Source organism: Methylorubrum rhodesianum (genome assembly GCF_014199985.1).
Classification (GTDB): domain Bacteria; phylum Pseudomonadota; class Alphaproteobacteria; order Rhizobiales; family Beijerinckiaceae; genus Methylobacterium; species Methylobacterium rhodesianum.
This window is the reverse complement of record NZ_JACHOS010000008.1, coordinates 139,740-160,978: the sequence shown is the minus strand read 5'-3', so window position 1 is coordinate 160,978 and position 21,239 is coordinate 139,740. Positions and strand designations below refer to the sequence as shown.

19 protein-coding genes are annotated in these 21,239 nt (G+C 70.3%); 8 read left to right on the top strand and 11 right to left on the bottom strand.

Features of this window, described 5'->3' with window-relative positions; translation table 11 throughout:
- Window positions 1-14 precede the first annotated feature (14 nt).
- The gene (locus HNR01_RS13550; RefSeq protein WP_183668156.1) at window positions 15-761 is read left to right on the top strand and encodes a TerC family protein; all 747 of its coding nucleotides are present in this window, start codon (window positions 15-17) and stop codon (window positions 759-761) included.
- 228 nt (window positions 762-989) lie between these two features.
- Window positions 990-1,943, top strand: coding sequence for a hypothetical protein (locus tag HNR01_RS13545; protein WP_183668059.1), 954 nt, complete (start codon window positions 990-992; stop codon window positions 1,941-1,943).
- Between the two features lie 95 nt (window positions 1,944-2,038).
- Here HNR01_RS13545 and fhuF read toward each other — a convergent pair whose 3' ends face one another.
- The 7 genes from fhuF to HNR01_RS13510 all read right to left on the bottom strand — a co-directional run bounded on the left by fhuF (window position 2,039) and on the right by HNR01_RS13510 (window position 11,744).
- Window positions 2,039-2,800, bottom strand: a complete 762-nt coding sequence (gene fhuF, locus HNR01_RS13540; protein ID WP_183668058.1) for a siderophore-iron reductase FhuF — start codon at window positions 2,798-2,800, stop codon at window positions 2,039-2,041.
- A 25-nt stretch (window positions 2,801-2,825) separates the two neighbouring features.
- Window positions 2,826-5,099: a TonB-dependent siderophore receptor gene (locus HNR01_RS13535; RefSeq protein WP_210313239.1), complete on the bottom strand. Its 2,274-nt coding sequence runs from the start codon at window positions 5,097-5,099 to the stop codon at window positions 2,826-2,828.
- 283 nt (window positions 5,100-5,382) lie between these two features.
- On the bottom strand, window positions 5,383-7,116 hold the full coding sequence (poxB, locus tag HNR01_RS13530) for a ubiquinone-dependent pyruvate dehydrogenase (protein WP_183668057.1): 1,734 nt from the start codon (window positions 7,114-7,116) through the stop codon (window positions 5,383-5,385).
- Window positions 7,117-7,356: 240 nt separating this feature from the next.
- Window positions 7,357-8,700, bottom strand: a complete 1,344-nt coding sequence (gene rho, locus HNR01_RS13525) for a transcription termination factor Rho (protein ID WP_017485143.1) — start codon at window positions 8,698-8,700, stop codon at window positions 7,357-7,359.
- A gap of 273 nt (window positions 8,701-8,973) precedes the next feature.
- On the bottom strand, window positions 8,974-9,732 hold the full coding sequence (locus tag HNR01_RS13520) for a Smr/MutS family protein (protein ID WP_183668056.1): 759 nt from the start codon (window positions 9,730-9,732) through the stop codon (window positions 8,974-8,976).
- The gene (gene mltA / locus HNR01_RS13515; RefSeq protein WP_017485145.1) at window positions 9,729-11,012 is read right to left on the bottom strand and encodes a murein transglycosylase A; all 1,284 of its coding nucleotides are present in this window, start codon (window positions 11,010-11,012) and stop codon (window positions 9,729-9,731) included. Before mltA ends, HNR01_RS13520 begins: the two co-directional genes overlap by 4 nt.
- Window positions 11,013-11,024: 12 nt before the next feature.
- Window positions 11,025-11,744, bottom strand: coding sequence for a Tim44/TimA family putative adaptor protein (locus tag HNR01_RS13510; protein WP_183668055.1), 720 nt, complete (start codon window positions 11,742-11,744; stop codon window positions 11,025-11,027).
- A 516-nt stretch (window positions 11,745-12,260) separates the two neighbouring features.
- Here HNR01_RS13510 and secB point away from each other — a divergent pair.
- The 5 genes from secB (at window position 12,261) to hisS (ending at window position 16,945) form a co-directional block, all read left to right on the top strand.
- A complete protein-coding gene (secB, locus tag HNR01_RS13505; RefSeq protein ID WP_017485147.1) occupies window positions 12,261-12,767 on the top strand; it encodes a protein-export chaperone SecB in 507 nt (168 codons plus the stop codon).
- 248 nt (window positions 12,768-13,015) lie between these two features.
- The gene (locus tag HNR01_RS13500) at window positions 13,016-14,269 is read left to right on the top strand and encodes an MFS transporter (protein ID WP_183668054.1); all 1,254 of its coding nucleotides are present in this window, start codon (window positions 13,016-13,018) and stop codon (window positions 14,267-14,269) included.
- A gap of 98 nt (window positions 14,270-14,367) precedes the next feature.
- Window positions 14,368-14,871 (top strand): DUF3429 domain-containing protein, encoded by a 504-nt coding sequence (locus HNR01_RS13495; protein WP_183668053.1) that lies wholly within the window; start codon window positions 14,368-14,370, stop codon window positions 14,869-14,871.
- A gap of 109 nt (window positions 14,872-14,980) precedes the next feature.
- Window positions 14,981-15,352: a tRNA-binding protein gene (locus HNR01_RS13490; protein ID WP_183668052.1), complete on the top strand. Its 372-nt coding sequence runs from the start codon at window positions 14,981-14,983 to the stop codon at window positions 15,350-15,352.
- A gap of 81 nt (window positions 15,353-15,433) precedes the next feature.
- Window positions 15,434-16,945: a histidine--tRNA ligase gene (gene hisS, locus HNR01_RS13485; RefSeq protein ID WP_183668051.1), complete on the top strand. Its 1,512-nt coding sequence runs from the start codon at window positions 15,434-15,436 to the stop codon at window positions 16,943-16,945.
- A gap of 60 nt (window positions 16,946-17,005) precedes the next feature.
- Here hisS and HNR01_RS13480 read toward each other — a convergent pair whose 3' ends face one another.
- Genes HNR01_RS13480 through HNR01_RS13465 form a run of 4 tightly spaced genes read right to left on the bottom strand, consistent with a single transcriptional unit; the run spans window position 17,006 to window position 19,195 of the window.
- Complete coding sequence (locus tag HNR01_RS13480; protein ID WP_183668050.1) at window positions 17,006-17,839, bottom strand: DUF883 family protein; 834 nt, start codon at window positions 17,837-17,839, stop codon at window positions 17,006-17,008.
- A gap of 58 nt (window positions 17,840-17,897) precedes the next feature.
- Window positions 17,898-18,281 (bottom strand): DUF3618 domain-containing protein, encoded by a 384-nt coding sequence (locus tag HNR01_RS13475; RefSeq protein ID WP_017485153.1) that lies wholly within the window; start codon window positions 18,279-18,281, stop codon window positions 17,898-17,900.
- Complete coding sequence (locus HNR01_RS13470; RefSeq protein ID WP_153874663.1) at window positions 18,278-18,691, bottom strand: phage holin family protein; 414 nt, start codon at window positions 18,689-18,691, stop codon at window positions 18,278-18,280. The genes HNR01_RS13475 and HNR01_RS13470 overlap by 4 nt, the downstream gene beginning before the upstream one ends.
- A 12-nt stretch (window positions 18,692-18,703) precedes the next feature.
- Entirely contained in the window at window positions 18,704-19,195 is a 492-nt protein-coding gene (locus HNR01_RS13465) for a hypothetical protein (RefSeq protein ID WP_183668049.1), read from the bottom strand.
- A 585-nt stretch (window positions 19,196-19,780) separates the two neighbouring features.
- On the opposite strand from HNR01_RS13465, the gene HNR01_RS13460 reads away from it, so the two are divergent.
- Window positions 19,781-21,202: an alpha,alpha-trehalose-phosphate synthase (UDP-forming) gene (locus tag HNR01_RS13460; protein ID WP_017485156.1), complete on the top strand. Its 1,422-nt coding sequence runs from the start codon at window positions 19,781-19,783 to the stop codon at window positions 21,200-21,202.
- Window positions 21,203-21,239: the final 37 nt, after the last annotated feature.

Here is a 21,239-nt window from a genome sequence, read left to right as displayed (position 1 = left end):
GGGTGGACCTCCCCTTGGACAGCCTGCTGCAACTCGCCACCGATCCGACCGCCTGGGCGGCGCTCGCGACCCTCGTGGTGATGGAGGTCGTGCTCGGGATCGACAACCTGATCTTCATCTCGATCATCACCAACAAGCTGCCGGCCGACCAGCAGACCCGGGCCCGGCGCATCGGCATCGGCCTCGCCCTGATCCTCCGGCTCGCCCTGCTCGGCACCGTGGCCTGGATCGTCCACCTGACCGAGCCGGTCTTCGAGGTCTTCGGCAAGGGCTTCTCCTGGCGCGACCTCATCCTGATCGCCGGTGGTCTGTTCCTGCTGTGGAAGGCGACCAAGGAGATCCACCACAGCGTCGATCCGAGCCCGGAGGAGAAGCCCGGTAGTCAGGCGGCGATCACCTTCGGCTCCGCCATCGTCCAGATCCTGATCCTCGATCTCGTCTTCTCGATCGACTCGATCATCACCGCGGTCGGGATGACCGAGCACGTGGCGATCATGGTCGTCGCGGTTCTCGCCGCGGTCACGGTGATGCTGCTCGCCGCCGATCCGCTCTCGCGCTTCATCGCCGCCAACCCCACCGTGGTGATGCTGGCGCTCGGCTTCCTGATCATGATCGGCATGACGCTGCTCGCCGAGGGGTTCGGGGCGCATGTGCCCAAGGGCTACATCTACACCGCCATGGCTTTCTCGGCGGGCGTGGAGGCCCTCAACATGCTGGCCCGCCGTCGCAGGCGCGGAAATGCGCCGAAGGGCACGGCCTGAAGCGCGGCGGTTTTCCCGTGAAAACTGCGGCAGCGGGGCAGGGCGGTCAGACCGCCCCGCTCGATCGATCCCGAAAGGGTCGATCGGATCCGGTCGATTCGAGCGAGACGGTCAACGGGCAGTAAGGCATCGCGGCCGAAGTCCGGGCGTCATGTCCGTGCGGTAAGGGTCCGTTCACGCCGAACCGGTCGCTTAAGCCGATCGATCTGATCCCGGGCGACCGTCTCCATGCGCCTCCTCCTCGCATCGGTCCTGCTCGCAGCCGCATGCGGCTCGTCCCTGGCCGCCTCCCCTTCGCCGTTCCGCACCGCCCTCGCGGCGGTCGGCGGCTGCGGCGCCCACCGCGCCCTCGCCGAGAATAGGCTCGGCCGGCTCGGTGCCGTCGCTGCGCCGGCGGTTCCGCAGGGCGAGGCCGATCTGTTCGGCAAGCCGGCCGGGCAGTGGACCGAGGATGAGATCCGCGATGCCCTCGCCGCCTTCGCGGACTGCGAGACCCGTTCCGGCGCGGCCGGCAGAGGACGGAGCGAGCGCCTTTCTCGCGAACTGCGCGGCTTGGACACCGCCCTGCGCCGGGCCATCGTCGTCGGCCATGCTCGCGTCCCGCGCGAGGCGGGCGAGGAGCGGGCGCCGCATGGCTCCGGCCGCGGCGGCCCCCCGGTCGGGGCCACACGGTTGCGGCAGGGTCCGGCCTTCACACCCGCCCTGCAGGGCGGCGACGCCGCACGGGCAAAGCCGCGACCCGTTGCGTCGCCCGGCGGCAACCCGCCCGCGACCGCACCGGACGCCGGTGATGCGAGACCGGCCGTCGTCCCCGATGCATCGGAGAATGCGCCGCCCGCCCGGACCCCGCACGCACGGCCGACGGCGGCCGATCCGGGGCCGGCGGTGCCGCTCCGCCCGGTCGCCGCGCACCGGCCGCCGACGCGGCGGACACGGTGTCCGGTGAGCCTCGGCAGCTTCGATCTGCTCGAGGCCGAGATGCGTCTGTCGGACGTCGAGGACCTGCTCGGCTGCCGCGGCACGATCGAGGCCACCGCGACGATCCCCGGGCTCGGCACGTACGAGACCTACCTCTGGTCGGATCGCGACAGCGGCGCCACGGTCACGCTGATCTTCCAGAACAAGCGCCTGCGGTCCAAGGCGCAGCGCGGCCTCGGCGCGGAAGCCGGGCGCGGCGGCTGAGCGCGGCGCCGCTCGAACCCTGTCAGGCGATGAACGGCCATGCCCGGCCGATCGCCTCGGCCCCGCCTCATCATGACGGAGACGGCCCCAAGCAATCACTCGGACGCGGTATCAATGTCGAACGTCGGGTCCTTGCCCTCCGCCAGAGATGTCGCGCGGGGCCTGAGCAGGGGGCAGGTCCCCTCGCATTTCGAGAAGCCGGGCAGGCCGTGACGCAGACAGCAGATCCGGCGGCGCGGCGCATCGAAACCCGCCACGGCGTCGGCGCGCATCAGCGTCAGCGCCGCGCAGGCGTCGCGCGGCCAGCGCAGGGCCTGCAGCGCCTCGGCCGCCGCGCCGGCCCGCTCCGGGATGTCCCGCGCGATCATCCTCAGCGTCCAGAACAGGTGGCCGCCGGCATTCTCCCACAGCAGCCGGGCGGACAATCCCGTCTCAACCCGCAGGGCCTGAACCACCGGCGCGACGCCCTCGGCGAGCAGCCGGTCGACCTGGGCCGGGAGAGGGCAGGGGCGCGGCGCCTCCTGTGCGAGGTGGAGGGTGCCCGGCAGCCCGGTCCCCGGCGCGAAGCGGATCGCCTCGGCCGCGATGGCGACCCCGAGCCGCGCCCCCGCCGCGAGAGCCGGCGCGATCAGCGCGGCGAAGAGGTGGGCGCTCCACAGCGAGGCCACCGCCTTGCGCTCCGCTCCGGGATGGGCGTCCGCGAGGAGGGCGATCCCGTCTCGGATCGCACCGTTGCCCCCCAGATCCGACAGCGCGCAGGCAAGCGGATCCGGATCGCGGCGGAGGCGACCGGAGAAAGCCGCGAAGGCGCCGTCCAGGGCATCGTCGAGGATGGCCTGGGCGGGGATGTTTCGCATGACGCGGGTCAGGGCGGGCTTCGTCTCACCAGCGATAGATCAGGCTCGCATAGAATTGCCGGGGCTGGCCTCGGTAGCAGGCGCCCGCCTGGCAGTTGAAATAGCGGCGGTCGAACGCGTTGTTCACGTTGACCTGGAGTCGCATGCCGGTCAGCCGCGGATCGACCTTGGCGAAATCGTAGGCCGCCACCGCGTCGAACAGCGTCACGGTCGAGTTGCGGAAGCTGCCCGGCACCTCGTTGGCCGGGCTGGTTCCGGCGTAGCGGATTCCGCCGCCGAGGCTCAGGCCGAACAGGTCGGTGTCGGGCTGGAAGGCGTAGTTGGCGAAGGCCGTGACCGTGTTGGCGGGAATGCCCGAGAGCGGGATGCCGACGGTCTCCGGCGCGCCGGGATTGCGGGTCGTCCGGATATCGATGTGGCTGTAGGAGGCCAGCACGTTGATGCCGGGGCCGAGATTGGCGGTCAGCTCCAGCTCGGCGCCTTTCGAGCGCACCTCGCCGATGGCGGCCTGGAACAGGATCGGGTTGACCGGATCGGGCCGCAGGACATTCGACTGGGTGATGTCGAACACCGCCATGTTGAGGAACACGTTTCGGCCCGGCAGCTGGGTCTTGATGCCGGCCTCGAACTGCTCGCCGGTGGTCGGCTGGAACGGAGCGTTGTCGCGGCCGAAGCCGAGCTGCGGCGCGAAGGTGGTGGCAAAGCTCGCGTAGGGGACGATGAAGTCCGTCAGCAGGTAGTTGGCGCCGACCCGGTAGGAGAAGGCCCGGTCGTTCGCGGCCGCGGGGCCCGTCGCCGCCGGAGCGCTGTAGCTCTCGGAGAGCTGCGAGACTTGGTCGTGCCGTCCGGTCAGGGTGAGGATCAGCGATCCGATCCGCGCCTGATCCTGCACGTAGGTGCCGAGCTGCTCGATCCGCTGACGGGAGGCGCCTGTGAGCGCCGGGGTCGGGATGAACTGCGCCCCGTAATTCGGGCGGATCAGGCCGCCGATCTGCAGATCGGGCACGACGAGGAAGCCGCGCCGGTCGGTGTAGCGCGAATTGGTGTAGTCGATGCCGGCGATCAGGGTGTGGGCGACCGGGCCCGTGGTGAAGCGGGTCTCGAGTTGGTTGTCGAGCGAGAGCGTGTCGAGGGCGTTGGTGATGCGCCCGTTCGAGCGGCCGGCGGTCTGGAGATCCGGGCTGATCGTGTCGATCTGGGTGTATCTCAGGTCACCGAAGACGTTGTAATAGCGGAAGTTCTGCCGGAACACGACGTCCGGGCCGAAGCGGTGCTCGAAGGCGTAACCGATGCGGTACTGCCGGGTGGTGTAGTCTTGGAAGGCGGGATCGCCCGAGAACAGGTTCGTCTTCTGGAAGCGCGGATCGGCGAAGTTCGAGTAGAACGAGGCGTTGCCCGGCACGGTGTTGTCGAGATACTCGGCGAGCACCGTCAGGCTGGTATCGGCATCGGGCCGCCACGTGATCGCGGGGGCGATGAAGTTGCGGTCCTCCCGGCCTCCGGGCAGGAAGCTGTCAGCCTGCCGGAACAGGCCGGTGAGGCGGTAGGAGAGCTGCCCGTCGCTCGGCTCGATCGGGCCGCCGAGATCGAAGGCGCCTTGATAGCGGTCGTACTTGCCCCGCTGCAGCCAGATCTCGCCGAAGGGCACGGAGGTCGGGCGCTTCGAGGTGACGTCGACGATGCCGCCGGGCGCGCCGAGGCCGTAGAGGCCCGCCGCCGGCCCGCGCAGGATCGTCAGGGCGTCGAGGCCGTAGGGCTCGACGCGGGGGATCGCGAAGGGCGCAGAGGGCTGGCGCAGGCCGTCGCGGTAGATGCCGATATTCGTGACGTCGAAGCCGCGGATATAGAAGGCATCGAAGCGCGGATCGAAGCCGAACACGTTGGAGGAAACGCCCGGCGTGTAGGCGATCGCCTCGTTGAGCGTCTGGACGTTGCGGTCGTTGAGCTGCTCACGGGTGACGACCGAGACCGAGGCCGGCGTCTCGATGATCGGCGTGTTGGTCTTGGTCGCCGCCGCGCTGCCCTTGGCCGTGTAGCCGACGACGCCCGTCGGGCCGCCGCCGCCGCCGCTCGTGGCCGACCCCACGCCGACGGCGCCGGCCGGGCCGGGCGGCGCGACGACTGGGGACGCGGGCGGCCCGCCGCTGGCCGGCCGCGGAGCCGGCTGCTGCGCGCGGGAGGCCTCCACCGAGATCGTATCGAGCGTCGCGCTCGCCGGCTGGGCCAGGGCCGGAGCCGCGCCGACCAGCAGGAATGCAGCGAGAGGGGAAGTAGCGCGAGCGTATCGGGACGCGGACATGGCAGACCCTTGAGGCAGACCGCAGCCATGAATGTCGCCGCGAGCCTGATCGACAAGGGAAATCATAGTAAAATCAGGTACTTGTAGTTATTATAAAGTGAGATGCCGCGTTGATTGCGCTGTGCCGGCAGGCGCTTGCGGATGATGCGCGGTCGAATGCGCGGGCTATGTTGCAGCCCAGTGTGACTGCCTGGCAACGGCGTGCAGTTACAGGCTCGGCCTCGATTTGGCGATGACGTCCGCCGCGCCCGGACCGGTTCCGGAGCGCGGCGGACGCCCGACGTCAGCGGAGCAGGTTGGTCTTGGCCAGATCGAGGATGGCGTCGCCGCGCCCGTTCATCACCGCCTGGAGCGCGTAGAGGCTGAAACCCTTCACCTGCTCGGCCTGGAGCTTCGGCGGCATCGCCAGTTCCTGGCGGTTCGTCACCACGTCGAGCAGGGCGGGGCCGGGATGGGCCAGCACGTCCCGGATCGCGCCCTCCAGATCGCCCGGATCCTCGACCCGGCGGGCATGGATGCCGATGGCGTTGGCCATGGCGGCGAAGTCCGGGTTCTCGAGTGTGACGCCGGTCTCAAGATAGCCCGCGGCCTTCATCTCCAGCTCGACGAAGCCGAGCGTGCCGTTGTTGTAGATGACGACCTTCACCGGCAGCTTCTCTTGGCGGAGGGTGAGGATGTCGCCCATCAGCATGGCGAAGCCGCCATCGCCCGAGAGCGAGATCACCTGCCGCCCGGGGCTCGCCGCCTGGATGCCGATGGCGTGGGGCAGGGCGTTGGCCATCGAGCCGTGCGCCCAGGAGCCGATCAGGCGCCGGCCGGCGGTCATGGTGAGGTAGCGCGCCGCCCAGACGGTCGGCGTGCCGACATCGGCCGTGAACACCGCGTCGTCATGCGCCGCCTCGCTGAGGAGTCGGGTGAGGTATTGCGGGTGGATCGGCTTGCGCCCCGGCTTGCCGGTGGCGAGGTCGTCGAGATCTTCCCGTGCCTTGGCGTAGTGCTTGAGGCTGGCCTCCAGATGGCGCGCGCTGTCGTTGCCGGTCAGCCGCGGCAGCAGCGCCTCGAGGGTGGCGGCGACATCGCCGACGAGGCCGAGTTCGAGCCGGCAGCGCTTGCCCAGATTCTCCGGGCGAAGATCGACCTGCGCGATCTTGGCGTGCTCGGGGTAGAACTGGCGGTAGGGGAAGTCGGTGCCGAGCATCAGCAGGGTCTCGCAGGCCTCCATCGCCGCATAGCCCGACGAGAAGCCGATCAGGCCGGTCATGCCGACATCGTAGGGGTTGTCGTGCTCGACATGCTCCTTGCCGCCCAGCGCGTGGACGATCGGGCTCTTGAGCCGTTCCGCCAGACGCATCAGCGGCGCGTGCGCCCCGGCGCAGCCGCGCCCGCACAGCAGCGTGATCCTCTTGGAGCCGTTGAGCAGTTCGGCGAGGCGGTCGAGTTCGTCGGCCGGCGGCACGGCGACGGGCGCGCGCGGGCGCAGGGTCGCGGGGGCGGCCAGCGCGCGTTTCGGAGCCTCCTTGAGGGCGACGGTGCCGGGAATGACCACGACGGCGACGCCGCGCCGGCCCACGGCCGTGCGGATCGCGGTCTCGAGGACGTTGGGCAATTGCTCGGGGTCCGAGACCAGCTCACAGAAATGGCTGCAATCGCGAAACAGCTCTTCCGGACGGGTCGCCTGGAAGTAGTTGAGGCCGATCTCGCTCGACGGGATGTGGGCGGCGATCGCCAGCACCGGCGTGCGGGTGCGGTGGGCATCGAACAGGCCGTTGATGAGGTGGAGATTACCGGGTCCACAGGAGCCGGCGCAGACCGCAAGTTCGCCGGTCACCTGCGCCTCGCCCGCGGCGGCGAAGGCGGCGACCTCCTCGTGGCGGACATGGACCCAGTCGATCACGCCGCGGCTGCGGATCGCTTCCGTGATCCCGTTCAGGCTGTCGCCGACGAGGCCGTAGACGCGGCGTACCCCCGCCTGCTGGAGCGTCTCGACCACGAGATCCGATACGTTGCGGGTTGCCATTCGCCGTCTCCGTGCCCAACCGCCCGCGGGCGGTCATGGCGGGCCAACGTCACACGAAAACGAAGGTTCGAGTGGCCGGAAGATTTTGTGATTGCTGCATAATCTCACATGGTGAGCCGACGCGTTCCGGCAGGATTGCCCCTCGGACGGCAACGCCGAGGCACGGCCGGAAACGAATGAGGGGCCGGCCGATCGCATCGGCCAGCCCCTCGGCAGGACATCGCGATAAGGCGCCTCGCCTTACGTGTTCATCGAGTCGAAGAAGTCGCTGTTGCTCTTGGTCTGGCGCAGCTTGTCCATGAGGAACTCGATCGCGTCGGTGACGCCCATCGGGTTGAGGATGCGGCGGAGCACATAGGTCTTCTTGAGCGAATCCGGCGGCACCAGCAGCTCCTCCTTGCGGGTGCCGGAGCGGGTGATGTCGATGGCCGGGAAGATGCGCTTATCGGAGACCTTGCGGTCGAGAATGATCTCGGAGTTGCCGGTGCCCTTGAACTCCTCGAAGATCACCTCGTCCATGCGCGATCCGGTGTCGATCAGCGCGGTGGCGATGATGGTGAGCGAGCCGCCCTCCTCGATGTTGCGGGCCGCGCCGAAGAAGCGCTTGGGCCGCTGCAGGGCGTTGGCGTCGACGCCGCCGGTCAGCACCTTGCCGGAGGAGGGCACCACCGTGTTGTAGGCGCGGCCGAGGCGGGTGATGGAATCGAGCAGGATCACCACGTCGCGGCCGTGCTCGACCAGACGCTTGGCCTTCTCGATCACCATCTCGGCGACCTGCACGTGGCGGGTGGCCGGCTCGTCGAAGGTCGAGGCGATGACCTCGCCCTTCACCGAGCGGATCATGTCGGTCACCTCTTCCGGGCGCTCGTCGATGAGCAGCACGATGAGGTAGCACTCAGGGTGGTTGAGGGTGATCGACTGCGCAATGTTCTGCATCAGCACGGTCTTACCCGTGCGCGGCGGCGCGACGATCAGCGCGCGCTGGCCCTTACCGATCGGCGAGACGATGTCGATGATGCGGGGCGAGAAGTCTTTCTTGGTCGGGTTGTCCAGTTCGAGCTTGAACCGCTTCGTCGGGAACAGCGGCGTCAGGTTGTCGAAGTGGACCTTGTGCTTGATCTTCTCCGGGTTCTCGAAGTTGATCGTGTTGACCTTGATCAGGGCGAAGTAGCGCTCGCCGTCCTTGGGGCCGCGGATCGGGCCCTCCACCGTGTCGCCGGTGCGCAGGCCGAAGCGGCGGATCTGGGTCGGCGAGATGTAGATGTCGTCCGGACCCGGCAGGTAGTTCGAGTCGTTCGAGCGCAGGAAGCCGAACCCGTCCTGAAGCACCTCGACCGTACCGGAGCCGATGATCTCGGTCTCGTTGGCCGCGAGCTGCTTCAGGATCGCGAACATCAGCTCCTGCTTGCGCATGGTCGAGGCATTCTCGACCTCGACCTCCTCCGCGAAGGTGATGAGTTCGGTCGGCGATTTGGACTTGAGGTCCTGGAGCTTCACCTCGCGTCGGGTGGCGAGATCGGCCGGCGCGACGGCGGCTTCGGCCGGAGCTTCGACGGGGGCGAGAGCGTCGTTCTGTGACGTCATGTGGGGAGATGCAACCAACGAAGGGCGGGAAGAAATCGGCCGGTTCGGGAGCAGGGCCGGGCGCCGGGGAAGCGCCCCGGGGTCCGTAGCCGTCGCGGGCGCGCGGCCCGGCCCACGCATCGGTTCCGCTGGGCCGAAGAGACCGAGGAATGCGACACGGCTGCAATGGGAGAGCATGGCTCAGTAGCGCGTTTCGCCACCCGGCTCAAGACCCCCTCGCCGATTTGACCTCAGGTTCCGTCGGGCACGCATGACGGCCGGCCCTCCGGCGGATTAGCGCCGCCGCAGCCGCACGTAGAGGGCGCCGGCTCCGCCGTGGTGGCGCGCCGCCTCCTCGAAGCCGAGCACGAGCGCGCGCAGCTCCGGGCCCCTCAGCCAGTGGGGCACGCTGCGCCGGAGCACGCCCCGCTCGGAGAAGCCGCCGCGGTCGGGCCCGCCGAAACCCTCGCCGCCCTTGCCGGTCACCACGAGCACGCGGGCATGCCCCGCCGCGCGGGCCCGCAGCAGGAATCCGACGAGGGCGGCGTGCGCCTCCGCCTGATACAGGCCGTGCAGGTCGATGCGTGCCTCGATCGCCAGCGTGCCGCGCTCCAGGCCGCGCCGCTCGCGCCGTTCCAGCCCCGGCGCACCCGGCGGAAGCGGCGCAGGGGCCTGACCCGGCGCGGCGGAGGCGCGGGCGATTTCGGGGGCGAGGTCGCCGAGCTTGAGCGGCTTCGAAGCCGAGTGCGGCAGCGGGACGGCCGGTGCGGGCCGGGCCGGGGGAGGGGAGGCGGGCTTCGACGCGGATTTCAGGGCCGGCTTGGACGGCGTCTTCGTCGGTGTCTTCGGGGCCGGCCTCGCGACCGAGGCCGGGGGAGCCGCGCTCGGCCGGTCCGGCCCGGCGGATCGCTCGGCCTCGGCGGCGGGCGCCTTCGCCGCCTTCCTCAGCCGCGCCCGGCCCCGCAGCGGCGTGATCAGCTTGGCGATCTCGCCCCAGAGATGGGCCTCCTCGCGCGAGAGCAGGCGGGGGCGCCGCGGCGGTCGCTCCCTCACGGCCGGGACTCCCCGGCGGCGGCCTCCGGCACGGCCGGGTCGCGGGCAGGGGCCTTCGCATCCTGCACGGAATCCTTCGCGGGGCCCGTCTCGGCGGGCGCCGGCTTGGGGATCAGCACGATGAAACCCATGCGATCGTGCAGGTCGCCCGCCGCCCGGCCGGCGGCGGCCCCGGTGCCGACATAGAGGTCGCCCCGCGCCGGACCGACGATCGCCGAGCCGGTATCGGCGGCGACGACGAGATGGCCGCGTCCGGGCTGGCCCGGAAGCTTGCCCTCCAGCCAGAACGGCAGTCCGTAGCGCCAGAGGTTGCCGTCGACCGCCATGCTGCGTCCCGGGCTGAGGGGCACGCCCGCGGCGCCGGGCGGGCCGAGTGCCGGGTCCGTGACCGGCTCGGTCCGGAAGAAGATGTAGGACGCGTTCATCCGCATCAGTCGGCGGGCATGGTCCGGGTTCGCCCGCAGCCAGGCGGTCCAGCGCTCCAGGCTCAGGCCGTTGATCGGCAGGTGGCCCTCGGCGACGAGGAGCTTGCCGATCGAGGTGTAGGGCTGGCCGTTCTTGCCGTCGTAGAGCACCCGCATCCCGCGGCCGTCCGGCAGGCGCACCCTGCCCGACCCCTGCACCTGCAGCACGAACAGATCGACGGCGTCGCGCAGCCAGAGCAGCGGCCGGGTCCGCTCGCCGAGCGCCCCGTCCTCGATCGCCGCGCGGTCGGGATAGGGGACGAGGCCGGCCTCGGTGCGCCGACCCGCCCGGTAGATCGGATCGAGTCCCGGCGCGGTCTCTCCGGGGGCGAGGCTGACGAGGTCGTCGGGCCGGGCGAGCACCGGGGCGGTGTAGCCGGGGCCGGGCTCCAGGGATCCCGTCAGTTCCGGCTCGAAATAGCCGGTGAGGAAGCCGACCCGGCGTTCCGGCTCCTTTCCGGAGGCCGGGCGCACGATGCGATAGGCGGAGAAGTGCGCCTCGAAGAATGTCTTGGCTCCCTCCGGCCTCACCGCGGCGGCCGCAGCGCAGGCCGCCGCGAGGTCGGCCGGCGAGCCCGTGACAGCCTCGGCCTGGGGCGGGTTGGGGCCGGGCCCGGCGCAGGTGCGGCGGAAGGTATCGAGAGCCGCCGCGCCGTCGTCCTCGCGCCAGCCCGGCAGCGCCGCGAGCGCGACCGGCTCCAGCACCGCGCCGGGCACCTGCGGGGCGTCGGCCGCGCGGGGCGACGCGGCGGGAATGGAAACGGCCGCAGCGGCGAGGACCGCTGCGGCCGGAAGGGAAACACGCGAACGCGGCATGACGCGGATCGATCAGCCGCCCGCGTCGGTGGCGACGAGCTGCCAGTTCGGATCGCGCGAGCCGAGCGTGCGGGCGAAGGTCCACACGTCGGGCACCTCGACGCCGGTCTCGGCATTGCCGTCGATCACCTTGCCGTCCGCGTCGCGGGTGGCGGTGATGAGGTTCGAGAGGAAGCGCACGGTGACCTGCGCGATGCGGTTCTTCACCTCGACGGAGACCATCTCGGCCTTATCGATCGAGATGAAGGTGGTCTCGACGGTCTCGCGGCGCTTCTCGCGCTCCGAAATCGCCCGCTCGAAGCCCTCGCAGACCTCACGCGAGAGGAGCGCGCGCAGGGTCTTGCGGTCGCCCTTGGCGAAGGCGATGACGATGGCCTCGTAGGCCCCCTTGGCGCCCTCCAGGAAGGCGCGCGGCTCGAAGCTCGGCTCGACCTGAACCACCTGCTCAAGGCCACGGGCGACCGCCGAGCCGGGCTCGGCGATGCCGCGCCAGTCGCGGGCCGCGGTCTGCACCGCCGCACCCGCCTGCCCGCGGTCGGCGCCGGGCAGGCGCACCACGTTGTCGCCCTCGCCGCGGCCGGCGGCCGGCGGCTCGGTGCGGTTGCGCTCCACCGGTCGGAAGGGCGAGCGCTCGGTACCGGTCTTCTGGCCGAGGACCGAGCGCAGCCGCCAGATCACGAAGACGGCCAGCGCCAGGAAAATCAGAGTGGTTGCGTCGAAGGAATCCTGCATCACCGATCCGAATCGTGACCGTCGCACACATAAGTCCGGCGCCCGCGAGGCCGCCCGGACGAGAGGGGCCGTCCCGTGATCCCGCCCGCTGCGCTCCGGCAGATGGTCCTGCGAGTCCCCCGCCCGTGACCGGAAAAGGGTTCGCAAAACCGGCTCTTAGCCGAGGGCGGCGCGGGGATCGAGCCGGAAACGGACGTCTTGATAGGCGCTTGGGTCTGAGTGTCTCCGACTGTTCGAAGTCCGTGACCTTATCGTGATATGGGCGCACCTGCGAGGTATTCCAGGCAATCCGTTGAGACGAGCCTCCGCGTCCCATTCGCGCGCGTCTGCATTGGACCTGTGCGCAACCTGCCCGCCGATCGGAGGCCGTTCTTCGCCGCCGCGCGACGGGGGCCGCCGATCGCTTGGGTTCCGCTTGTTCGCCGGAAACGGGCATGGTAGCCGCAGCCCGCGCCGGAGGGGCGCTCTTGCGCGGCACCACAAGCGCGCAACGACGACGCTAGAAGGAGAGACGCCATGGCCGACACCGCGGCACCGAACGGCAACGGCGCGCAGGGCCAGGATCTCGCGCCCGCGATCAATGCGCTGGCGCAATATGCCAAGGATCTCTCCTTCGAGAACCCGAATGCGCCGCGCTCCCTGCAGCCGCAGGAGGGCGGGCCTCAGATCAACATCCAGGTCAACGTCAACGCCCAGCAGATCGCCGAGGCTGATTTCGAGGTCGAACTGACGCTCGAGGGCGATGCCAAGATCCAGAACGACGTGCTGTTCGCGTTCGAGCTGAAGTACGCCGGCATTTTCCGCATGCGCAATATCCCGCAGGAGCAGATCCACCCGGCGGTGATGATCGAGTGCCCGCGCCTGCTCTTCCCCTTCGCGCGCCAGATCGTCGCCGAAGCGGTCCGCAACGGCGGTTTCCCGCCGCTCTACATCGACCCGATCGACTTCGTCGGCCTCTACCAGCAGAAGATGATGGAAGCGCAGGCTGCCGGGCAGGGCACGGGCGCGCCGCTCGCCTCCTGAGGCGGGGCTTCGGACCCGTCGTCCTAAGCAAAGGTTCTCTGGACAAGACCCCGGCGCCATGGCGCCGGGGTCTTTTTGTTAGGCACGTCATCCCGGCCGCGCCGAGCGGTCGCGACCACTCGTAAGTCGCCTGCGGAGTTGAGGCGGGCACGATAGCCCCGCGGATCGTTCCGCGCATTGCCCCTTGAGCGGCACTGCGTTACGGGGCCCGCCCCCGGCCCGTCCCCGGTTCAGCCCTCAAGGACAGCATGGCGCCCACCACCCACCTCGCCCTGATCAACGTCTTCATCGGCGACATCCAGGGCGGGCTCGGGCCATTCCTCGGCACGTGGCTCGCGCAGATGCGGCAGTGGAGCCCGTCGCAGATCGGGCTCGTCACCACGCTGGTGGGCGCGGGCACGCTGCTGCTCAGCGGCCCCTTCGGCGCGCTGGTCGATCGCCTCGGGCGGCCGCGCCTGCTCATCGTGATCTCCTGCGCCGCGATCCTCGCCGGCACGCTGCTCCTGATGCCGGCCCACACCTTCCTGCCGGTGCTGGCCGCGCAGTTCCTGGCCGCCGCCGGCGGCACGCTGCTGCTGCTCGCCGTCACGGCGTTGACGCTGGGCGTCGTCGGCAAGGAGGCGTTCCCGCGCCAGCAGGGGCGCAACCAGGCCTTCAACCATATCGGCATCCTCATCGCCGCCGGTCTCATCACCTTCGGCACCGCCCATTTCGGAGCCGAAATCGCCTTCTGGGTCCTGGGTGGCATGGCCGCGGCGGCCATCGCCGCCACGCTGGCGATGCCGGCCCGCGCCTTCAACCGGCGCCGGGCCGCGGGCTGGAAGGAGGAGGACGAGGCGGAGCCGGCCCGCTCCTCCTACGCCCAGATCTTCACCAACCGGCGGCTGCTCGTGCTCGCGGTGGCGCTCGCCCTGTTCCAGCTCGGAAACGGCGGCATGCTGACCCTGCTCGGGCAGAAACTGGTCCACACCGCGGACAATCCCACCGCCTGGACCGCCCGCTACGTCATGGTGGCCCAGCTCGTGATGGTGCCGGTGGCGCTCGCCGCCGGCTCGCTCGCCGACCGGCGCGGCCGGCGCCAGCTCCTCCTCGCCGCCTGCCTCGCCCTGCCCGTCCGGGCGGCCCTCTCGGCCTTCATCGACGATCCCGTCTGGCTCATCTCGGCCGAGATCCTCGACGGTGTGGCCTCCGGCATCATCGGCGTGGCGGTGCCGGTGGTGGTGGCCGACCTGACCTGGGGCTCCGGCCGCACCCAGACGGCGCTCGGCACCGTCAACGCGGTGCAGGGGGCGGGCGGTGCGCTGTCGGCCTGGTATGGCGGTCTCGCCCAGGAATGGTTCGGCTGGAGCGGATCCTTCCTGGCGCTCGGGGCGGCGGGCATCCTGGCGCTCGCCCTGGTCTGGTGGCTCGCCGCCACCACCGAGGACGGCCGCTCGCAGCGCCGGCGCACCCGCCGGGAGGAGCGGCGGCGTGCCGCCCGTTCCGCCGAGAAGCCGGCGTGATCCGCGCCTGATCCGCACTTGAACCGCACTCGGCCGGCGCGGAACAGGCCGGCGCGCCAACCGTTCACCGGGCGCTTCCCACCGGTCACGAGGCGCGCATGGCCCGAACCCTGGACGACGAGAAGGGCCGCACGATCCGCGCCTACGAGCCCCGCGCCGTGCCCTGGCTCAGCGTCGTGTTCGGCTTCGGGCCGATGCTGCCCTTCGTCGCCGGCGCGGTGCTGGTGTGGCTGCTGCACGGCGCGCTGGCCGAGGCGGTCTTCAACCTGACGCTGCTCTGGGCTTGCGCGATCCTGCTGTTCCTCTCCGGCGTGCGCCGCGGCGTCAGCTTCCGCACCGAGGGCGGGGCGACCGGGGCGCAGATCGCCACGATGCTGAGCCTGTTCCTGCTGGCCTTCGGCGCCCTCGTCGCCTTCGCCCTGGGCAAGCCCGCCATCGCGCTCGGCCTGCTGATCGCCGGCTTCACCGAGATCACGATTCTCGATCCGATTGCCGCAAGCCGGGGCGAGGCGCCCCTGTTCTTCGAGCGCCTGCGGCCGGCGCAGATCCCGCTGGCGGTCCTCAGCCTCGGCGCACTGCTGGCCTATCGCCTCACGCTTTGAGACGCCGTTCGGCGGAAACATCCCCCTTGCTCGACCATGTGGTCCGGCTTGGAGACCGCCCTCGGCTTTCGTAGAAGGCCGCACCGCCTCCAAGCGCTCAGACCGGCCCATGCACGTCAGCCACGATCCCGCCGCTCCGGAATCGAAGAAAATCGGGTTCGACGCCTTCCTCGCCGTCGATATCCGCGTCGGGACCGTCGTCGCGGCCGAGCCCTTCCCCCAGGCGCGCAAGCCCGCGATCAAGCTCGTCATCGATTTCGGGCCGGTGATCGGCCGCAAGCGCTCCAGCGCGCAGATCACCGAGCACTACACCCCCGAGACGCTGGTCGGCCGACAGGTGGCGGCGGTGGTGAACTTCCCGCCGCGCCAGATCGGCAAGTTCCTGTCGGAGGTGCTGACGCTCGGCTTCGCCGACGCGGCCGGCGCCGTCGTGCTGTTCGCCCCCGATCAGCCGGTGCCGGACGGCAGCCGCCTGTTCTGACGCGCCCTCGGGTTGCCGCCTCACGGCCGCCTGCGATAGAGCCGGGCTTCCCTTCAAAGAACCGCTCCGATCGGCGACGACATGGCCAAGGCCGACACCCTGAAACCCCGCCTGCCGCGCGGCTTCCCCGACCGCACCGAGGCCGACATCCTGGCCCAGGGCCGCATGCTGGACACGATCCGGCAGACCTTCGAGCTCTACGGGTTCGAGGCGCTGGAGACGCCCTTCGTCGAGTACACCGAGGCGCTGGGCAAGTTCCTGCCGGATCTCGACCGGCCCAACGAGGGCGTGTTCTCGTTCCAGGACGACGATGAGCAGTGGCTCTCGCTCCGCTACGACCTGACGGCGCCGCTCGCCCGCCACGTCGCCGAGAACTTCGACGCGTTGCCGAAGCCCTATCGCAGCTACCGGGCGGGCTACGTCTTCCGCAACGAGAAGCCGGGGCCGGGCCGCTTCCGCCAGTTCATGCAGTTCGATGCCGACATCGTCGGAGCCGGCTCGGTCGCGGCGGATGCCGAGACCTGCATGCTGATGGCCGACACGCTGGAGCGGCTCGGGCTCGCCGGCCAGTACGTGGTCAAGGTCAACAACCGCAAGGTGCTCGACGGCGTGATGGAGGCGATCGGCCTCGCCGGTCCCGACAAGGCCGGCCAGCGGCTCACCGTGCTGCGCGCCATCGACAAGCTCGACCGCCTTGGCGCCGACGGCGTGCGCCTGCTGCTCGGCCCCGGCCGCAAGGACGAGAGCGGCGACTTCACCAAGGGCGCCGGGCTTGGCGACGACGCCATCGAGCGTATCCTGGCCTATGTCGGCTTCGAGGCGAGCCCGCATGACGGCGCCGACCGGATGGCGTTCTGGGAGAAGTTCTTCGGATCCTGGCACGCGGTGGTCGGCGACTCGGAGACCGGCCGCGAGGGCATCGCCGAACTCCACGCGATCATGCGGCTGTGCGAGGCGGCCGGCTACGGCCACGACCGGGTGCGGGCCGATCCGAGCGTGGTGCGCGGGCTCGAATACTATACCGGTCCCGTCTACGAGGCGGAGCTGACTTTCCCCGTCACCAACGAGGACGGCCAGACCGTGCGCTTCGGCTCGGTGGCGGGCGGCGGGCGCTACGACGGTCTCGTCGGGCGCTTCCGCAGCGAGCCGGTGCCGGCCACCGGTTTCTCCATCGGCGTCTCGCGGCTGTTCTCGGCCCTGCGGCTGACCAAGAGTCCGCTGGTGGAGGGCGCGGCCAAGCCCGGCCCTGTCGTGGTGCTGGTCTTGGATCGCGAAAACATCGCCGAGTATCAGGCGCTGGTCGCCCGGCTGCGTGCGGAAAACATCCGGGCCGAGCTCTATCTCGGTGCGGCCGGGATGAAGGCGCAGATGAAATATGCCGATCGCCGCCGGGCGCCTGTGGTGGTGATCCAGGGCTCGAACGAGCGCGAGGCCGGCGAAGTCCAGATCAAGGACCTGATCGAGGGGGCCCGCGCGGCCGCGGCGATCGCCAGCAACGCCGAGTGGAAGGCGACGCGCCCCGCGCAGATCTCCGTGCCGGTGGAGCGGATGGTCGAGGCCGTCCGCGAGACGCTGGCCCGGCATTTCGGCTGAGACGTCGGGTTCTCACGGGAAGCCCTCTCCCCGCATGGGGGAGAGGGGCTCGCGCGTCTCTCAGAGGCGGTGCGCCGTCCGCTCGGTCGGGTCGAAGCCCGGTCCGGAGCCGGTGGCTGTCCCCGTGCCTTGACCGGTGCCCTGGCCCGTCCCTTGTCCCGTCGCCGCTCCCCCCGGCTGACCTCCCGGAGCACTCGCCCGCTTGACCGCCGCGTCGAGATTCTCGGGGTCGAGCGCCGTCTCGACGAAGGCGCGGCCGCGATGGGTCAGGTCGCGGGCGTAGCGGATGCCCTGGTCGCGCAGGTCGTCGGCGTAGGGGCCGAGCGCCCGGTCCTCCTGGCGGGTGCGCGGCAGGAGCGCGCCGAGCAGCAGGCCGGCGGCGAGGCCGACCACGCCGACGAGGAGCGGGTTCTCGGTGACGAACTGCTCGGTGGCCGTGCGGCCCTCGTGCAGGCGCCGGGTGCCGCGATCGGCGAGGTCGGCGGCGCGCTGGCGATGCCTGTCGTAGCGGTCCTCCGCCCAGGAGCGGGCATCCTCGTAGGTCTCGCTCGCCCGCTCCCGGGCCGCGCGGACCGTGTCGCCGGCCTGAGCGCGGACCGATTCGGTGGCCTCGCCCACGCGGTTCTTGATCTGGGAGGCCTGATCCGCCGCCTGATCCCTCAGGTTGCGCGCGCCTTCCCGGGCCTGCTCGGCGGTGTCCTCCAGTCCGGCCTGGAGGCGGGCATTGGCGTCACGCCCCTGCGCGGTCGCCCGGTCGGATATGTTGTGAAGGCTGTGATCGACGCCGGTTTCGCGAGGCATGCCGGAGCGGCCGGCGATGTTCTCCGGCAGGGTCTCGACGGGTGCGCCGACGGGCGGGGTGGTGGGGCCTTGATGGTTGGGGCCTTGGCTCATGATCGACTCCATGTCTTGCGGCCGTCGGCGCGGGGATTCGCGCGCGGCCCTTGCAGGATCAGACCTGACGCTCGGGCGGCAGATCGTGGGCGGGACGTCCGCCGGGGGCGTCGGGGTCGTAGGTCCGGTCGGCGCCCGTGACGGTGACGGGCTTGGAATCCACCGGCACGAGGGCGCGGGTGGATGGGCGCCGAGCGGTCCGCATGCCGTTGAGCAGCATGCCCACGCCCGCCGCGATCAGCAGCACCGGCAGGGGATTGCGCCGCACGGCCAGCAGGGCGTCGTCGTAGAAGCCGCTGTAGGGTGTCTGCCGGGCCGAGCCGAGCATCTCGTCGACCAGGCTCGACGCGTTGAGACGCCCCTGAATCCGGTCGATCGTCTCGTCGAGCCGGGCACGGCTCTGCTCGATGTCCTTCTCCAGGTCCGAGATCGATTCGCTCATCCCGAAACCCTTTCCGTCAGTGCGCGGGCATCCTGTTGGACCTGCCGCGTGGTCCGGGTCGGCGCGAGATTCGACAGCGACATCGCCCGGGCGCCGATGACGCCGAGCACCACCGCGATGAGCAGCATGCCGCCGCCGACCAGCAGCGCCGCGAGCCATTCGGAGCCCACCAGCGTCGCGACGAACTTCACCAGCGCGCCGATCAGCACCAGCATCGCCGTGACCGCGAACACCGCCGCCAGCACCATCATCGCCAGGCCGACGAACAACGAGCGGACGTTGCTCGTCATTTCCGTGCGGAAGAGAGCGATTTCCTTGCTGGCAAGCTCGCTCGCCTCGCGCAGCGCATCCGCGACGAGGGCCTGGATCGAGGAGGGGGGAGGGGAGGAGGATGGATTGGGGCTTGCCATGGTTCGGTCCCCTCAGGCCCGGTAATTGGTGCGGGAGCGGTTGTAGGACCGATCCGCCTCCGTCTCGCCCGACGCCTTGACGAAGCGCGACAGCAGGAAGCCGGCCGCGAAGGCTCCCACCGCGACGGTCACCGGCGAGCGGCGCGCATAGGCCTCCGCCTCACGGTAGAAATCGTCGAGGCTGCGCCGCTCGATCGAGCCGGCGAGATCGTCGAGCCCCTCCGCCGCGCTGTCGAAGAAGGCGCGGATATTGGGGCGGTCGTCGAAGGTTTTTCCCGAGTCGCGCAGGGACTTGGCGAGGTCCGAGACGGAGCGGGCGGCCTCGCCCTTGCGGTCGTCGACGTAGGCCAGGGCCTGCTGGCGCGCGGCTGCGGCGAGCCCCTTGCTTCGCTCGGCCGCGAGGCTGGCGGTGTCCTCCACGTCGTGGCGCAGATCCCCCAGATCGGCCTTGGTCTCAGCCGACTTGGGGCCGCCGACGGGATCTGGGGACGCGGACGATGTCATGGGCGTGTCTCCGGTGTAGGCTCGCTGGATCGGCGCGGATTGCACTTCGATCTGCGATGAACTCGGCCGGAGAACCGTTTGCCGCCTCGTGGGGTTCCGCTTTCACGACCCCTTCCGCGCGGCCTTCGCCGGACGGAGAGGGTTCGGGCGTAAGAAGAAAAAGCGAGGAAGCACCGCCATTCCCATGGCCACTCCCATTGCGAGGTCCCCGTCGATCGCGTGCCCCGGCGCGCGTCCGGGACGATATCGATTGCGAAATCGGTTGCGAGATCGGTTCCTGGGTCGGATGTCAGCGCCCGTTCAGCTTGGCCCTTGCATGGTGGCGGCGGCTCTGCTGCACTGCCAAGAACGCCGGCGAGAACAGAGACGCGGGCGAGAGCGCGGGCAGGCGTGGGGACCGGACGGGCGGATGCGGGGTGGATCAGCGGTGACATCGTCGGGCCGCCTGCTTGACCCGCAGGGGGCGATGCGCTTGGCTGCCGCCCGACGGATCGCGCCAGGCTTCCGCGCGTTTTCCCACAGACGCAAGACCCTTAGGCCGGCGCGCCCCGCGTGCCGGCCCCAGCGAGGACCGGAGCCGGGTTCGTGGCACGTCTGATCATTGTCTCCAACCGTGTCGCCGTGCCCGCCGAGGGCAAGGATGCGGTCTCCGCAGGGGGGCTCGCCGTCGCGGTCAAGGAAGCCTTCTCCTCCTACGAGGGGCTGTGGTTCGGCTGGAGCGGAAACATCTGCGACAACCCGAGTGCCGAGCCGGAACTGATCGATCGTGGGCCGATCCAGTACGCCGTCCTCGACCTCTCGCCGCAGGACCATCGCGAGTACTATGCCGGCTTCGCCAACCGGGCGCTCTGGCCGATCATGCATTACCGGATCGGACTGGGGACCTTCTCCCGTTCGGACTATGCCGGCTACCAGCGCGTCAACCAGACCTTCGCCCAGGCGCTTGCCAAGCTGGTCGAGCCCGACGACCTGATCTGGGTGCACGACTACCACCTGCTGCCCCTGGCGAGCGAGCTGCGCGGCCAGGGCATCGCCAACCCGATCGGCTACTTCCACCACATCCCGTGGCCGGCCGCCGACGTGTTCAACACCCTGCCGGCCAGCAGCGAATTGCTGCGCGCCATGGCCGATTACGACCTGATCGGCCTCCAGACCGATTCGGACGTGCAGAACCTGTCGCGCAACTTCATCGACACGATGCGGGCGATTCCGCTCGGCGGCGGCTCGATGATGGTGGACGGGCGCCGCACCCGGATCCGCGCCTTTCCCATCGGCATCGATGTCGCCGGCTTCAAGGACGCCGCCGACAAGGCCGGCTCCAACAAGGTGGTGCGCGAGACCATGGCGGGCCTGCGCACCCGCAAGCTGCTGATCGGCGTCGACCGGCTCGATTACTCGAAGGGCGTGCCCGAGCGCATGGAAGCGGTGGACCGCTTCTTCGCCTCGAACCCGGACCAGCGGGGCAACGTCGTCTATATCCAGATCACCCCGAAATCCCGCAGCGAGGTGCCGGAATACGAGCAGCTCGCCCGCGAGGTGAACGAGAAAGTCGGCGATATCAACGGCATGCTCGGCGAGCCGGCCTGGACGCCGATCCAGTACGTCACCAAGGCCTATCCGCGGCCGGTGCTCGCCGGCCTCTACCGGGCGGCCCGCGTCGGCCTCGTCACGCCGATGCGCGACGGCATGAACCTGGTCGCCAAGGAATACGTCGTCGCCCAGAGCGAGGAGGATCCCGGCGTTCTCGTGCTCTCGAAGTTCGCCGGCGCCGCCCGGCAATTGCCCGAGGCGCTGCTGGTGAACCCCTACGACCGCTTCGAGGTCGCCGAGGCGATCCGGCAGGCGCTCTACATGCCCCGCGGCGAGCGCCTGGAGCGCTGGAAGCCGATGGCCGAGCGCATGCTGCGCGAGGACGTGGATTGGTGGGCGCGCAACTTCATGGCGGAGCTGGAAACCTTCCGCACCGTCGAGCGCGAGCCGCCGACCACGGCGGCGGCGGCGGAGTAGCTTCCGCCCGGGCGACGAATCGGCCTAAGTCGAGGCG

Bases quoted from the DNA above. Each gene is read 5' to 3' on its own strand.
- HNR01_RS13545 (WP_183668059.1), top strand. From the start codon at position 990: ATGCGCCTCCTCCTCGCATCGGTCCTGCTCGCAGCCGCATGCGGCTCG.
- fhuF (WP_183668058.1), bottom strand. From the start codon at position 2,800: ATGCGAAACATCCCCGCCCAGGCCATCCTCGACGATGCCCTGGACGGC.
- HNR01_RS13535 (WP_210313239.1), bottom strand. From the start codon at position 5,099: ATGTCCGCGTCCCGATACGCTCGCGCTACTTCCCCTCTCGCTGCATTC.
- poxB (WP_183668057.1), bottom strand. From the start codon at position 7,116: ATGGCAACCCGCAACGTATCGGATCTCGTGGTCGAGACGCTCCAGCAG.
- rho (WP_017485143.1), bottom strand. From the start codon at position 8,700: ATGACGTCACAGAACGACGCTCTCGCCCCCGTCGAAGCTCCGGCCGAA.
- mltA (WP_017485145.1), bottom strand. From the start codon at position 11,012: ATGCCGCGTTCGCGTGTTTCCCTTCCGGCCGCAGCGGTCCTCGCCGCT.
- HNR01_RS13510 (WP_183668055.1), bottom strand. From the start codon at position 11,744: ATGCAGGATTCCTTCGACGCAACCACTCTGATTTTCCTGGCGCTGGCC.
- secB (WP_017485147.1), top strand. From the start codon at position 12,261: ATGGCCGACACCGCGGCACCGAACGGCAACGGCGCGCAGGGCCAGGAT.
- HNR01_RS13500 (WP_183668054.1), top strand. From the start codon at position 13,016: ATGGCGCCCACCACCCACCTCGCCCTGATCAACGTCTTCATCGGCGAC.
- HNR01_RS13495 (WP_183668053.1), top strand. From the start codon at position 14,368: ATGGCCCGAACCCTGGACGACGAGAAGGGCCGCACGATCCGCGCCTAC.
- HNR01_RS13490 (WP_183668052.1), top strand. From the start codon at position 14,981: ATGCACGTCAGCCACGATCCCGCCGCTCCGGAATCGAAGAAAATCGGG.
- hisS (WP_183668051.1), top strand. From the start codon at position 15,434: ATGGCCAAGGCCGACACCCTGAAACCCCGCCTGCCGCGCGGCTTCCCC.
- HNR01_RS13480 (WP_183668050.1), bottom strand. From the start codon at position 17,839: ATGAGCCAAGGCCCCAACCATCAAGGCCCCACCACCCCGCCCGTCGGC.
- HNR01_RS13475 (WP_017485153.1), bottom strand. From the start codon at position 18,281: ATGAGCGAATCGATCTCGGACCTGGAGAAGGACATCGAGCAGAGCCGT.
- HNR01_RS13470 (WP_153874663.1), bottom strand. From the start codon at position 18,691: ATGGCAAGCCCCAATCCATCCTCCTCCCCTCCCCCCTCCTCGATCCAG.
- HNR01_RS13465 (WP_183668049.1), bottom strand. From the start codon at position 19,195: ATGACATCGTCCGCGTCCCCAGATCCCGTCGGCGGCCCCAAGTCGGCT.